Annotated in this window: 13 protein-coding genes; 2 read left to right on the forward strand and 11 right to left on the reverse strand. The window is 73.7% G+C overall.

Translation table 11 applies throughout. The features are described 5' to 3' along the window. Positions 1-978: 978 nt before the first annotated feature. Together ACFV04_RS05065 and ACFV04_RS05070 are read right to left on the reverse strand one after the other, a co-directional pair. Positions 979-1,404, reverse strand: coding sequence for a hypothetical protein (locus ACFV04_RS05065; protein WP_380348122.1), 426 nt, complete (start codon positions 1,402-1,404; stop codon positions 979-981). A gap of 1 nt (position 1,405) precedes the next feature. Beyond that, positions 1,406-1,819 carry a hypothetical protein gene (locus tag ACFV04_RS05070; protein ID WP_380526874.1) on the reverse strand — a complete coding sequence of 138 codons (414 nt, stop codon included), beginning with the start codon at positions 1,817-1,819 and terminating at the stop codon, positions 1,406-1,408. A 394-nt stretch (positions 1,820-2,213) separates the two neighbouring features. Here ACFV04_RS05070 and ACFV04_RS05075 point away from each other — a divergent pair, with 394 nt between their 5' ends. Next, positions 2,214-2,387 carry a hypothetical protein gene (locus ACFV04_RS05075; protein WP_380526876.1) on the forward strand — a complete coding sequence of 58 codons (174 nt, stop codon included), beginning with the start codon at positions 2,214-2,216 and terminating at the stop codon, positions 2,385-2,387. A 409-nt stretch (positions 2,388-2,796) separates the two neighbouring features. On the opposite strand, the gene ACFV04_RS05080 is transcribed toward ACFV04_RS05075, so the two are convergent. The 9 genes from ACFV04_RS05080 to ACFV04_RS05120 form a co-directional block, all read right to left on the reverse strand. Beyond that, positions 2,797-4,290 carry an FAD-dependent monooxygenase gene (locus tag ACFV04_RS05080; RefSeq protein WP_380526878.1) on the reverse strand — a complete coding sequence of 498 codons (1,494 nt, stop codon included), beginning with the start codon at positions 4,288-4,290 and terminating at the stop codon, positions 2,797-2,799. A 107-nt stretch (positions 4,291-4,397) separates the two neighbouring features. Beyond that, a complete protein-coding gene (locus tag ACFV04_RS05085; RefSeq protein ID WP_380526880.1) occupies positions 4,398-4,790 on the reverse strand; it encodes a nuclear transport factor 2 family protein in 393 nt (130 codons plus the stop codon). A gap of 363 nt (positions 4,791-5,153) precedes the next feature. Further along, positions 5,154-6,089 carry an SAM-dependent methyltransferase gene (locus tag ACFV04_RS05090; protein WP_380526882.1) on the reverse strand — a complete coding sequence of 312 codons (936 nt, stop codon included), beginning with the start codon at positions 6,087-6,089 and terminating at the stop codon, positions 5,154-5,156. Beyond that, positions 6,086-6,775, reverse strand: coding sequence for a cysteine hydrolase family protein (locus ACFV04_RS05095; protein ID WP_380526884.1), 690 nt, complete (start codon positions 6,773-6,775; stop codon positions 6,086-6,088). The genes ACFV04_RS05090 and ACFV04_RS05095 overlap by 4 nt, the downstream gene beginning before the upstream one ends. Beyond that, positions 6,772-7,920, reverse strand: coding sequence for an isocitrate/isopropylmalate family dehydrogenase (locus ACFV04_RS05100; RefSeq protein WP_380526886.1), 1,149 nt, complete (start codon positions 7,918-7,920; stop codon positions 6,772-6,774). Before ACFV04_RS05100 ends, ACFV04_RS05095 begins: the two co-directional genes overlap by 4 nt. A gap of 65 nt (positions 7,921-7,985) precedes the next feature. After that, a complete protein-coding gene (locus ACFV04_RS05105) occupies positions 7,986-8,516 on the reverse strand; it encodes an EF-hand domain-containing protein (RefSeq protein WP_380526888.1) in 531 nt (176 codons plus the stop codon). 459 nt (positions 8,517-8,975) lie between these two features. After that, the gene (locus tag ACFV04_RS05110) at positions 8,976-9,686 is read right to left on the reverse strand and encodes a DUF4232 domain-containing protein (protein ID WP_380348105.1); all 711 of its coding nucleotides are present in this window, start codon (positions 9,684-9,686) and stop codon (positions 8,976-8,978) included. 343 nt (positions 9,687-10,029) lie between these two features. Further along, entirely contained in the window at positions 10,030-10,524 is a 495-nt protein-coding gene (locus ACFV04_RS05115) for a nuclear transport factor 2 family protein (RefSeq protein WP_380526890.1), read from the reverse strand. Positions 10,525-10,547: 23 nt separating this feature from the next. Further along, a complete protein-coding gene (locus ACFV04_RS05120) occupies positions 10,548-11,282 on the reverse strand; it encodes an SDR family oxidoreductase (RefSeq protein WP_380526892.1) in 735 nt (244 codons plus the stop codon). Between the two features lie 139 nt (positions 11,283-11,421). Here ACFV04_RS05120 and ACFV04_RS05125 point away from each other — a divergent pair, with 139 nt between their 5' ends. Continuing rightward, a complete protein-coding gene (locus ACFV04_RS05125; protein ID WP_380526894.1) occupies positions 11,422-12,258 on the forward strand; it encodes a helix-turn-helix transcriptional regulator in 837 nt (278 codons plus the stop codon). The last annotated feature ends 575 nt before the right edge of the window (positions 12,259-12,833 follow it).

Consider the following 12,833-nt stretch of genomic DNA (forward strand, 5'->3'; position numbering starts at 1 on the left):
ACCGTCACCGCCGCCGAGGGCGCCTCGATCGCCGCCGAGCTGGCGCCGCACCGCGCCCGGATCGCCACCGGGCTGCTGGCCGGCTGACGAGGCCGGCCGGCAACGGAGCGCCGACCTCCCCGGCCCACCGGGAGAACCGTTGCGCACAGCCATAACCAACCTACACAGCGTGGTCCTTGCGGGAGTTGGAGGGTCGACGTTCGCGACGTGGCGTGAGCAGTACGTGGCCGGCAAGGAGTTGGAGCGCCGGATCGCCGGGGAGAAGTGGGAGCAGGAGAAGCGTTGGCGGGAGGAGGAGGACAGGGAGGCCGTTCAGACGGCCGTCGCGGCGAACACGGTCGGCCTGGCGGAGCACAACTCCGCGATGGTGATCGCCGCCGGTGTCTCCTACCTGACGCTGGTGAGCCACGAGGACACCTGGGCGTTCATCGCCAGGCAGGCGTTCGGTGTGTGGAGCCCTGCCTGGAGGTCGAGTGACTACTCCGGGGACGGCTGGTCAGGGCCGAACGCGAGCGTGCCAGCGACGCGCCGCCGACGTTATGCCAGGGAAAGCCCTTCGGAGGCTCCGCGAGTCGTAGGTGGCCACAGGAACACTTCTCCTGGCCGCCACTGCCGCCGTGATCGGCGGCCAGGACCGGTCAACACGCTCGAAATCGCGCGGCAACTCCTTGCGCTCGAACCGCCGGTCCCCAGCCGACGGACCGGCAGGGACGGCCGTAACTGTCCCCATAGCTGTCCGGATCGGCCCGGCCGCGCCGATCTGGCACCCGCTCAGCAGCCGGGGCGGGAGGCCGTGCGATGGACGGAGCCGTAGGCGCCGGGTGGCCTACCGTCCGGTCGGCGGCAGGACTCGGTGTGCCGACATGCTCGACACCTGCACGCAGCCGATGTGGTCGGCGCGCTCGCCGGCCACCGGGCGGGCCGACCACGTCTGCGGCCCCCGACGGGACACCAGGGGTTGCTGATGCTGTCCGGGGATCAGAGAAGGGTCACGGCCCCCTGGTAGTCCGAGATGTTTCCCGACTCGGTGACCTTGACCACGACGCCGAAGCCTCCGTTCGCCACCCCGCACCACTTCTCAGGGGTGTCGTAGGTGCGGTCGTAGTCGTTGTAGGAGATCCAGTCGTAGCTGGACCCCTCCGCGCCCGGGTACTGCCCGCACTGCGAGATGACCATGAACCACGCGCGCTCGTCCGTGTTCCCGCGCTGAAGCAGGTTGTAGGTCATCTGGAGGTAGTTCGCGTTGATCTCGTTGGCGCACATGGAGATCAGCGCACCGTGCGTGGTGCTGAGCGTGGTGCAGTGCTGCGCGGCCTGCGCCGGGCCTGCTCCGAGCCCGACGACGCCCGCGGCGGCCAGACCCGACGCCGCGCCCACCGAAGCGAGCCTCTTCACGATCGCCATGTCACCAGCTCCAGGTGTCGCCGACGCCGCCGACGGACGTGTTACCGCCCGATTCGGAGATCCAGCCGGTGGCCCAGGTGATCTGCGAAGCCGCACACACCACCTCGAAATTCTTCGACGGCTCGGAGTAGTCGTTCCCCGAGACATCGGTGTAGGTGCCCTTCCCGCAGCCCGGCGTGTAGAGCGTGAACCAGACGCGCTCGTCGGTGCTCCCCCGCCGGATGACGTCGTAGTGCAGCGTCACGTCCCACGGATTGACCCGGGACGCGCAGACGTTGATCCGCGCGCCGTTGTAGCTGTCGAGCTCCTGGCAGCCGCTGTAGGCTTGCGCGCTCGTCCCGGTCAAGCCCACCAGGCCGGCGGCGAGCAACCCGACGGTCGCTCCGCTCGCGGCCAGGCGCTTCGTGACTCGCATGGTTCTCCCGTCCGCCCCCGGCCCTCGGGGGCGCCACGGCGGAGTCTGGTGCAGCGGCCCCGAGCACGCATCATGTCCAGCACAAGAAGGAATCCTGCTTCCGGTTCCCCGCAGCGTCACAGACCGATGCCGTAAAGCGCGTTGTGCTCCTCATCCCACACGAACGCGACTACGAGACGACCGGAGCTTGCGCGCCCCAGTGGGTCAAGTACGCTCGCGCGCCGAACCTCCGGCGCCGAACCGGTGGCGGCCGACTTCGCGGGCGGTGTCGGTGACCGAGGTTCCGAGTGAACCGAGCCGATCGCCGATGAGCACGGCGGCGAGGCGGACGTCGACGGGTGGTCAGACGGCACCGCCCTGGTCGGGGGTGCCTCACCCGGCCGTTCCGGCTCCGGTGACCGGCCGCACCGTCGGGTCGCCGCCGGCCGACCGGGACCTCGCGGCGGAGGAACGCGCGGCCATCGAGGCCTTCCGCGGCACCGGGCGTCCCACCCCGGAGCGGGAACACGCGTCGGGTGCCGCCCGTGTGTTGGGCCGGATCCTCGGCTTCACCCCGGTCAGCCGCTGATCACGGACGCCTCCCCGGCGCGCACCGAACCGTGCTGCCCGTTGTGGCTGCGCGGGCCCACCGGCACGGTCGACGCCCTGCCGGTGTCACGGCCACCGAACGCCTCCGCCCCGCCGGACACCCCTGTACGGCGGCGGCGACGGACACCTGATCGTGGAGATCACCTCCGGCGGCGGCCACCACGCGCTCACCCGCCCCTCCTCTCGGGGCGGCGAGGACGGACGCCGGATTCGGGGCGGGCGCGTCGCAGCCGTCCACGGTGTGCGACTCGTCCGCCCCGCTGCTCCGTCCGACCAGCGGGCCAGGTCGGCGCCGTCGGTCGCCTGAGCGTGCCCCCGCGGCGGAGACCGTGCCGTGGTGCGAGGGGGTCGCCCGGCGGGGACCGGCGGGTGGGCTCACCGAGCGGGGTTCAGCGGCACAGGGTGCGCAGGGTGGTGAGGCAGTCGGCGGCCCGGCGTTGCGGGTCGGTGTCGGTGCCGGCCCAGGCGATCCGGGCGTCCGGCCGGATCAGGACCGCGGTGACGTCCCGCCAGATCGGATGCGCGGCCTCGGTGCGGACGGTGGCTGCCCGCTGCTCCAGGCCGCTCACGGAACACGGCGTCCGCGTCCCGTCGAGGTCCAGCAGCAGCAACCGGCCGTGATGCATCAGCGGGTGGGCGGTGGGTGCGTCGGGCGCGTCCAGGGCGAGGCCGGCCAGCCGTGTGCCGATCAGCGGGTGCGTGCCGGGTGCGGTGCCGGGTGCGGTGCCGGCGGTGCCGGCGGGGAGCGGGTCGTCGAAGCCGGCGATCCGACGGGCCCACTGCCGGTTGGTCCGCGGTTCGGCCAGCGCTGCGGACCAGACCTCGCGCAGCGCGATCTGCTCCGGGCTCGCTGCGGCGAACAGGGCGAGTTGCGCCCGGGTGTTGTCGATGACGGCGCGGGCGGCCGGCCGGCGCTCCGTGTCGTAGCTGTCGAGCAAACCGTCGGGGGCCCGGCCCTGGAGGGTGGCGGCCAGCTTCCAGCCCAGGTTGGTGGCGTCCTGGATGCCGAGGTTCATGCCCTGGCCACCGGCCGGGAAGAACATGTGCGCCGCGTCCCCCGCCACCAGCACCCGTCCGGCCCGGTACCGCGTGGCCTGGCGGGTGGCGTTGCCGTAGCGCGACAGCCAGCGGGGGTTGCGGATGCCGAGGTCCCGTCCCACGAGCGTGCGGGTCTGCTCGCGCACCTCCTCCAGGGTCAGCGGTTCGCCGACGCCGCGGTGCACGGTGGCGGTGGACAGGCCCGCCAGCCGGTGGACGCCGTCGCCGATCGGAGCCGCCAGGAACGAACCGGCCGGCCCGGTGGCGGCGAGCGGGGCGGTGGGCGGATCGTCGAGTTCGACGTCGGCGAGCCACCCGGTCATCGTGGTGTCCTGGCCGGGGAAGCCGATACCGGCCGCGTGGCGCACCGCGCTGCGGGTGCCGTCGCAGCCGACGACCCAGCGGGCCCGCACGGTCCGGTGGGTGCCGCCGGAGCGGATCACGGCCTCGACGGCGTCCGCGTCCTGGGTGAGGGAGACGACCTCCTCCCCGCGCAGCACCCGCGCACCCACGGCGATCGCGTGCTCCTCCAGGAGCTGTTCGGTGACGGACTGACCGAGCGCCAGCATGAACGGGTGCACCGCGCCGACCGTGGAGAAGTCGAGCCGGGTGGTCGCCGCGCCGAAGTGGCCGGTGGGGACCGGGGTGCCGCGTTCGATGAACCGCTGCGCGAGTCCGCGGGTGGCGAAGGTGTCCAGGGTGCCGGCCTGCATGCCGACAGCGCGCGACCGTCCGTCCGGTGCCGGTCTGCGTTCCACGACGGTCACCTCCACACCGTGCAGGCGCAACTCCGCGGCCAGCCAGAGCCCGACCGGGCCGGCCCCGGCGATGAGCACGTCGAGCATGACAACCACTCCCTCTCGGGGTTGGGACGATGGACGATGCGCCACGACGACGGCGCGCCCATGGGCTGGGCCCGGACGGCGTCGTGGCGTCGGGTGGACGACGTGGCTCAGCGGGCGCTGCCGAGGTTCCGGTCGCCGTCGGCGCCTTCGAGCATGAGGGTGGTCTCCTCGATGCGGCGGAAGCGGCCGTCGGGGGCGAACTCGGCGAAGAGGTAGACCTCGATGCGGACGGTGGATCCGTCGGTCTTGACGATGGTCATGGTGTGGCGGTCGGCGTAGCGGTCGCCGTCGGAGAGTTCGTCGTGGACCTCGACGGAGCCGTCGGCGACGACGGTGCGCAGGTGGGCGATGTGGTCGAGGAACTCGGTGCGGTCGGCCCACTCGCCGTCGGTGCGCTGGCGGTAGTCGGGGGCGAAGTGCCGGTCGGCGGCCTCGTCGAGGTCGAGCCCGGGGGTGAGCAGCAGGTCGGTCAGGGCGGCGCGTGCGTCGGTGCGGTTCATGGGATTCCTCCGGTTGCAGACAGTGCCCGCGCGGTGTGTGCGCGACGCGGGAAGTGCGTGCCTTGAGCACGCATTTACCGTAGCAGAAAAAGCGTGCGCGGCGCACGCTAATCCCGGGGGCGACGAACGGAGCGACGCCGGAGGCGACCGGGAAGGACACCGCCCACCCCTTCGGGCATCGGGGTGACGCCTGTGCACCCGGGGCAGGCTCGGGCCCGCGGTCGGCGGGGCGGACACCCCGGGACCGGAGCACGGCACACGGCGCGGCAGCGGGCCGCGGGCCCCCGGGAGGGACTTCGCCGGACGGGGCTGCGGCCGTCGTCACCGGGCCTGGCACAGCGCGTCCGGCAGGCCGACCACCGGTCAGGTGGGCGGCAGCTTGGTCGCGAAGACCCAGCGGTTGGCGGCCAGGCAGTCGTCCTGCTCCCGGCGCAGCGCGCGGGGATGGGAAAGGGCGTGATCGAACGGGGTGTGGACGCGGGTGTGCCAGCCGCGCCCGGCGAGGTCGGCGGCGGTATCGGGGCGGGGGCCGGCGGCGAAGAGGGCGAGCAGGTCCAGGCCGATCCGCTCCCGGGCCGCCGCATAGGTCGCACTGGCACGGACCGCGGTGTTCTCCAGGCCGAGCTTGGCCTCGTAGGCGAGGGTGCTGCCCGGGGCGCTGAAACCGTCGAGGGTGGCGATCAGGCGACGCTCGGCGACTGCCGCCAGGTAGAGCAGGAGGCCCTCGGCGAGCCAGGCGACCGGCTCGGCCGGGTCGAGTCCGGCGGTGGTCAGGGCGCGCGGCCAGTCGTCGTGCAGGTCGACGGCCACGGTGCGGCGGTCGACGGCGACGGTGTGGCGATCGGCGGCAACGGTGCGGCGATCGGCGGCCGGTTCCGCGCCGAGGGCGTCGAGGACCCGCTGCTTGTGGGCGAGCACCTCGGGCCGGTCCAGCTCCCACACCGTCGTACCCGGCGGCCACGGCAGCCGGTGGGCACGGGTATCCAGTCCCGCCCCGAGCAGGACCACCTGGCGCAGACCGGAGCGGGCCGAGGCCAGGAGGTGATCGTCCAGGACACGGGTGCGCAGCGCGAAGTAGGCGGCCAGCCGGCCCCAGAGCGGATCGGCCGGGGACACCTGGGCCGGGTGCAGCGGCCAGTCGGCACAGCCGGGATCGGCCCGCACGAAATGCTCCGCGTAGGGGTCACGGGCCACCGCATCCGGCCGGTGGTTCTCGATGGCCCGGGCGGCGGCGACGAGGAGTGCGGTCCGGCCGACGCCGGCCGTGATGCCCCGATCGGGGGTGGTGGGCGCGGTCATCGGCTGCCTGCCGGCGCTGCGGACGAGCCGGCCGCCGGCGGTGGCGCCGCGAAGGCGAGGTCGGAGAGCGTGGTGATGCGGGCGCCGTAGACGCGGGCCATGAAACGCAGGATGTCGGCGTCGGTGAGGTGCAGTGCGGTGGTGCAGTCGCGCAGCACCGTGAGGTGGAAGCCCCGCTGGAACGCGGTGCGGGCCGTGGAGTCCACGCACACGTCGGTGAACAGGCCGGCCAGCACCAGGTGTTCGATGCCGCGCCGCCGCAGGTGGGGCTCGAACTCGGGGTCCAGGAAGGCGTCGAAGCAGGCCCGTTTGGTGAACACGGCTTCGCCGGGCAGAGGGCTCACCGCGTGGAAGTCCGCGCCCCGGCTCCCTTCCAGGCACTTCGGCTGCTTGCCGAGCTCGGCGTCGCGTCGCCGCCAGGCGGCGCCCTGGTGAGCGGGGTCGCCGAGGAAGCGGACGAACAGCACCTCGATGCCCCGGGCCCGGGCGGCGTCGACCGCCGCGGCGCAGCGGGCGGCGGTGACGGTCAGGCGGGCCGGGTCGCCGGGATAGCGGGCCGCGGCCGTCGGCCCGGCGCAGAAGTCGTTCTGGAGGTCCACCACAACGAGCGCGGTGGCGGAGGTGCCGGTGCCGGTTCCGATGCCGGGATCCTCGGTGAGCGGCGCCGTGGGCCGGGGGGTGCTCACCGCGGGACCGCCGTGCCGGCAGTCGCGGGCCCGGCCGACGCGGGCCCGGCCGGGGCGGGCACAGCTGGCGCGGGCACGGCCGGGGCGGGCACGCCGGTGGGCGCGCCGAGTTCGGCCAGCAGCGCTTCGACCACCTCGGTCGTGGAGGCCTTCCCGTCGAGGTCCGGGGTGCGGACCCCGTGCGCGTGCACGGCCCTCAGGCCGGATTCCACCGCGGCCGTCGCTCCCGGGCAGGCCGCGTACCGCTCGGCGATCCGGGCGGCGGCCCGCACCGTGGCGACGGGGTTGACCAGATCACGGCCGGCCAGGTCGTCGGCGGAGCCATGGACGGTCTGGTACTCCGTCAGGCCGTTCAGATCCGGGTGGAGGTACACGTTCTCGGTGCACCGGTTCTCCTGCCGCTCGGAGCCGTACCGGTCGAGCAGCACGACGTGCATGATGTCCGCCCACTCGTTCCCGGCGACGAGCACGGTGCGGTCCCCGAGCCCGCGGGCGATCAGGTTGCGGTTCACCGTGTCCGGCTGGAACACGCCGATCCCCACTGCGAGTTCGGTGGACAGGCCCGCCGTCCAGTCGTCCAGCGCCCCGTCCAGGAGGTGGTACTTGTAGGCCATCAGCACCCGCGCCGGGCCTTCGTCCGGCCACTGCTCGCGGGCCGCGCGTACGGCGTGGCGCAGCACCTGCTCGGTGACGGCGCGGCTGAACTCCATCGTGCGCACCACCCGGCCCGGGGTGTGCCGGTTCTCACCGGTGTAGAAACCCTGTGCCTGGTCCCGGACCAGGAATAGCCTCGCCCCGTCCGCTGTCAGCGCCTCCGTCTTGACGGCGGCCAGCCGCTGCCGGACGAGGTAGAGCGACTGGGCGTTGACGGCGGTGCGGAACACCGCACGTACCCCCGCCGCTGCCTGCTCCCGGCAGAAACGCTCGTAGTGGGTGGCGTCCTGCTCGGTGAGCCGCGCGGCCTCCTCGGTACCGCCGGCTTCGGCGCGCAGCGAGGCGTAGGAGTGGTAGTACCGGGGCGAGCGGACCAGTTCGGCCTCCACACCGTGCAGCCGGGTGATCCGGTGCAGGACGCGCTCGAAGACGGCGGCGAGTTCGGGTCCGGTTCCCCGGCCGACGGCAAGGGCGATACGCGGAGCGTTCACGGGGGCTTCCTCGGGGGCTTCCTCGGGGGGCTTCCTCGGGGGCGGCGGATGGTGCCGGGCGTGGGTCAGGCCGGCAGCGAGACCAGTCGGTCGCCGGGGATCCCGCTCGCGCCGGGTGTGTAGTAGTCGCGGATGCCGTCGGCCCAGACAGCCACCGCGATCCGGTCACCGGCGTCCGGGCCGAACGCGTCGAAGAGCGCGTTGATGTTGGGCACGGCGAAGCCGATCGCGGTCATCAGGCCGAGGAAACGGGCCCGGTCGATCAGACCGTCGCCGTCCGGGTCACCGAGGGCGGCGAGCGCGTCGGCGAACTCGGCGGCGGTCGGAGCGAACCGCGTGGGGTCGAGGACGAAGCCCTCGAACTCCTCCGGGCTGATCACGCCGTCACCGTTGGTGTCCAGCCCCTGGACGAGCCCCTCCCAGTAGCGGCGGAGGCTGTCGGCGAACGCCTTCCGGGCGCCCTTTCCCGAGTCGGGGGCGGCGGCCAGCACCCGCTCGGTCATCAGCTCGAAGTCCTGGGCGTCGAGGACCCCGTTCCCGTTGGCGTCGAACAGCCGGAACACCAGTGCGGCCCGCTGCACGGCTTCGGTTCCCATCGGCGTGTGTCTCCTCACAGGTCGTGCGGGCCGGGACGGCCCCGGTCCGGCTCCGGCCGGGGCGAGCGGCCCCGGGCCGTCCTCCACCCTCGGCTGCACCGGGTCGGCTGACCGACCGATGGGGCCGATCTTCACTCGGAAGAGTGATCTATTCAGATGAGCTCACATTCGCTCCGCCTGCGGCGTACATGTGGCGCGTCCCAGGCGGGCTCCCTCGCGGCCCGGGCCCTGCACGTCTCCCGCCGACCGGGCGTCGACATCGTGGCCAACGGGCTGCTCAGGGCAGGAGCCGGCGGCCGGTTCACCGGCGGCCACCGGGTCGGCGCGGGCGACCCCGGGGAATCGGACGGCCGTGCGGCTGCCGTGGCCGCTCCCCCGTAACCGGCCGCACGCTCCACGGGACGTCCTGCTGCCCCGCCCGCCACGCAGCGGGCGCAGCGGGCGGGGTGGTGGCCCGGCTCAGTTGCCCTGGCCGGCGCTGCCCATCGGGCCGATCTTCACCGGCGAGCCGGTACCGTCGGTGACGGGCAGGGTAGCGGCGCCCGGCCAGGGGAGGGTGACCGACGTCGTCTCGTCCGGCGGGGTCACGACCAGCCCGGTGATCCGCACACCCGACCCTCCCGACGTGTTGGCCGGGTAGCTGATCCCGAAGAAGGTCGACTTCCCGGCCTTGAGGACGCCGGCGACGACCGGCTCACCGGACCGCTGGGCGGACAGTGACCCCGCGCCGGTCTTCAGGTCGACGCCCGCGTATCCGGAGATCGCGCAGTCGTGGCCGCTGCGGTTCTTCAGCTCGACCACGACCGTACGGTCCCGGTCACCGTCGATGGTGCGGTCCGCCGCCGTGATCGCCAGGTCGTCGGTCCGGCACTTGCCGCCCGCCGCGGAGGCGGCCCCGGGAGCCGTTCCCTTCGCACCGGGGGCAGCCGTCGCGCCGGCCACCGTCCCGCCGCCGCCCGCAGTCGTCCCGCCGCTCGGAGCCGTTGCCCCCGGGGCGGACCCGGTCGGCGCGGTGGACGCGGTCGGCGCGCCGGACGCGGCCCCGGAGGACACGGTCGGCGCGGACGACGGCTTGGCCTGGGCCGTGTCGGCGTCGTCGTTCTGACAAGCCGTGAGCGAAAGGCCCGCTGCAACGGCCAGGGCCGCGAAGGTGAGCTTGTGAACGCGCATCGTGACTTCCCCGGATTCGAGTGGCTGCGCCGGCCGCTCGGTGCGACCGGGTGTTACTGGTGAGCAGGACCGCCCGGCCGGACGAACCGTTCCGCCCGAACCTCCCTCAAGACACATCTGTGACACGAGCGTTCGCCCACGACGGGCACCGGCAGCACGCGCACCGCGCCGGTGCGCGCCGCAGGCCGGGCGGGACGGCGGTTCCCGCCGCCGTCCCGCACCCGCCCGCGCGCGCCGAACGCTGCGACAGATCCGTGACCGGCCCGATCTTGACCACCACCGCTCGGGCATGCGATCCGCCGTCGCCTCGTCGACGCCGCCGGAGAGCCCGTTCGCGCGCCGGTCACCCGTCGACGTGTCCGCGCGGCTCGAAGGCCTTCAGAGGATCCTCGCCGTCGGTCCACCAGACGCCGAGCCTCTGGCGGACCACGAGCCAGCCCTCCGCGTCCCGGCGGAACTCCCAGTCGTACGGGCCTCCCATGGAGTAGGGAGCGCCGGCACTCCCCGGTTCGGCGACGGCGACGAACCACATGTAACCGATGCCGCCGGCCCGATCGCCCTCGACGTCGACGTGCAGGTTGAGGATGTGGTGCTGCATGGCCGCGTAGGGCGCTTCCGCCTCCTCCACCGTCGCCCGGATCGCCTCCCTCCCGCGGATCGTCTCCCACGGCCCGAACTCCAGCTCCGCGTCCTCGGCCCAGCACGCGCTCCAGGTCTGCCAGTCCTTGCGGTCCAGCGCCCGCCAGCCGCGGATCATGAGGGTGCGCAACGCCTCCTTGTCCTCCAGGACCCGCAGTCTGCGGACCAGTTCATCGCGGTCGGCGGCGGTGTGCGGCATGTCGGCTCCTTCGCAGAGGGGGGTCACTGGGCGCTCGCGGCGGGACGGACGACGATCTCGTTGACGTCGACCCCGGACGGCTGGGACACGGCGTAGGCGATGGCCTGCGCGATCGCATCGGCCGGCAGCGCCACGGCGCGGTAGGCCGCCATGGCCTCCCGGGCGACGGGATCGCCGATGCCGTCGGCGAGTTCGGACTCGGTCACCCCCGGGGAGACCAGGGTGACCCGGATGTCCCCGGCGGACTCCTGGCGCAGACCTTCGGAGATCGCGCGCACGGCGAACTTGGTGGCGCAGTAGACGGCGGCGGTCGGGGAGACCTCGTACGCGCCGACCGAGGCGATGGTCACGAAGTGTCCCCCGCCCTGAAGGCGCATCAACGGCAGTGCGGCGGCGATGCCGTGCAGGACTCCCCGCACGTTCACGTCGATCATCCGGTCCCACTCGTCGGTCCTCAGGGCGGCGAGCGGCGAGAGCGGCATCACCCCGGCGTTGTTGACCACCACGTCCAAGCGGCCGTACCGCTCCCGGGCCGCGGAGACGAACGCCGCGACATCGGCCGCATCCGTCACGTCCAGCCGCCGGAACGCCGCGGTGCCGCCGGCGGCGTCGATCTCCCGAACCAGCGTGTCGAGGCGATCGGTGCGCCGCGCTCCGAGGAACACACGGTGGCCGTCGGCGGCGAGCCGGCGGGCGGTCGCCTCGCCGATCCCGCTGCTCGCTCCGGTGATCGCCACGACCTTGCCTGCGTCTGTCATGCCTGCTGCTCCCTCTCGCTGTGCGGATCGGTCCTGCTCGACCGAGTCTGGGCGGGACTGCGACCGCCGACCAGGACGCCCGTTGCCTGGGTGCACCGCACCCGGGCACCGCACCGCCGTCCCGGCCTAACCTGGCGACATGACCCACGACAACCGCCTCGGGGAGTACCTGCGCGCACGCAGGGCGGCCCTGCGACCACAGGACGTCGGCATCGCGAGCCACGGCAGGCGCAGGGTCGCCGGGCTGCGCCGCGAGGAGGTCGCCGTCCTGGCCGGAGTGAACGCCGACTACTACACCCGGCTGGAACAGGGGCGCGAACGCCACCCGTCGGCCCAGGTGCTCGACGCGCTCGGCCGCACCCTGCACCTGGGGCCCGACGCCCACGCACACCTGCACCGCCTGGCGGGGACCGCCCCGGCCGTCAAGCCCGCCCTCACCACGGACCGGGTCGGTCCTGCTCTCCGCCAGCTGGTGGACGGCTACCCGGGGGCGCCGGCGTTCGTCATCAACCGGACCCTGGACGTCCTGGCGACCAACGCCCTGGCCCGGGCCCTCCATTCCCCCTTCGAACGGGCGGACAACCTGGCGCGCATGGCCTTCCTCGACCCGGCGGGCCGCCGGTTCTACGCCCGCTGGAGCCACGCCGCGCAGGCCACCGTGGCCCACCTGCGCGAGGCGGCCGGCGTCGACCCGGACAACCCGCGGCTGCGGGAACTCACCTGCGGGCTCACCGAGTACAGCGCGGACTTCGCCCTCCTGTGGAACGCCCACGACGTGCGCGGCAAGACCCAGGACACCAAGCACCTGCTCCACCCCGACGTCGGGCCCCTGGAGCTCACCTACCAGACCTTCGACGTGCGCGCCGCTCCCGGCCAGCAACTCGTCGTCTACCAGGCGGAACCAGGCGGCCCCAGCGCCCAGGCCCTCAGCCTGCTCGGCTCGCTCCACGCGACCCCGGTCCGGCCGGCCCGGTAGCCGAACCCGGGCCGGGCACGGCGGCGTCAGCACCCGAACACGGCCGGCCCCAGGCCGCCGACCGCCCGGCACCCCGGCACCCCGGCACCCCGGCACCCCGGTGACAGATCGGCTCCTGAGCCGACACCCTCCACAGCTCGCGCCCTGACCGGACCGACGAAGTGGACACCTGACAGCCGGAGTCGGAACCGGTGACCACCGGGTGGCGGAGCGGCGCAGCGGCTCCCGCGGGGTGGCTTCCGCGGGACGTCGCCCGCCGCCCCGGGCCCTGACCTGACCTGACCGGACCGGACCGTCAACCGGACGGACCCGGGCCACATCCTCACCACCGGACCCAGACGACCCGCCCGGCCGCCTCGTCGCCCTGCCCGACCCTGACGGCCAAGGCGCCGAACGCGCCGCGTCCGACGGGCCCGACCGTTCCACGCGGCACCGACACCGACCGCACCGGCACGGAACCCCGGCTCAGCTCCGCTCCCCCGTCGGAACCGGCCGACCACTCAGGCCCAGGCCATCGGCGACCGCACGCGGATCGGTGCTGCCACGGAACACCGGAACAGGGCGAGCCGCAGGAC

This window comes from Kitasatospora sp. NPDC059599 (genome assembly GCF_042735125.1).
Lineage (GTDB): Bacteria > Actinomycetota > Actinomycetes > Streptomycetales > Streptomycetaceae > Kitasatospora.

What these genes read in the sequence shown, in the direction of transcription:
- ACFV04_RS05120 (WP_380526892.1), bottom strand. Translation starts at nt 11,282, where the DNA reads ATGACAGACGCAGGCAAGGTCGTGGCGATCACCGGAGCGAGCAGCGGG.
- ACFV04_RS05090 (WP_380526882.1), bottom strand. Translation starts at nt 6,089, where the DNA reads ATGACCGCGCCCACCACCCCCGATCGGGGCATCACGGCCGGCGTCGGC.
- ACFV04_RS05115 (WP_380526890.1), bottom strand. Translation starts at nt 10,524, where the DNA reads ATGCCGCACACCGCCGCCGACCGCGATGAACTGGTCCGCAGACTGCGG.
- ACFV04_RS05125 (WP_380526894.1), top strand. Translation starts at nt 11,422, where the DNA reads ATGACCCACGACAACCGCCTCGGGGAGTACCTGCGCGCACGCAGGGCG.
- ACFV04_RS05070 (WP_380526874.1), bottom strand. Translation starts at nt 1,819, where the DNA reads ATGCGAGTCACGAAGCGCCTGGCCGCGAGCGGAGCGACCGTCGGGTTG.
- ACFV04_RS05110 (WP_380348105.1), bottom strand. Translation starts at nt 9,686, where the DNA reads ATGCGCGTTCACAAGCTCACCTTCGCGGCCCTGGCCGTTGCAGCGGGC.
- ACFV04_RS05080 (WP_380526878.1), bottom strand. Translation starts at nt 4,290, where the DNA reads ATGCTCGACGTGCTCATCGCCGGGGCCGGCCCGGTCGGGCTCTGGCTG.
- ACFV04_RS05065 (WP_380348122.1), bottom strand. Translation starts at nt 1,404, where the DNA reads ATGGCGATCGTGAAGAGGCTCGCTTCGGTGGGCGCGGCGTCGGGTCTG.
- ACFV04_RS05105 (WP_380526888.1), bottom strand. Translation starts at nt 8,516, where the DNA reads ATGGGAACCGAAGCCGTGCAGCGGGCCGCACTGGTGTTCCGGCTGTTC.
- ACFV04_RS05085 (WP_380526880.1), bottom strand. Translation starts at nt 4,790, where the DNA reads ATGAACCGCACCGACGCACGCGCCGCCCTGACCGACCTGCTGCTCACC.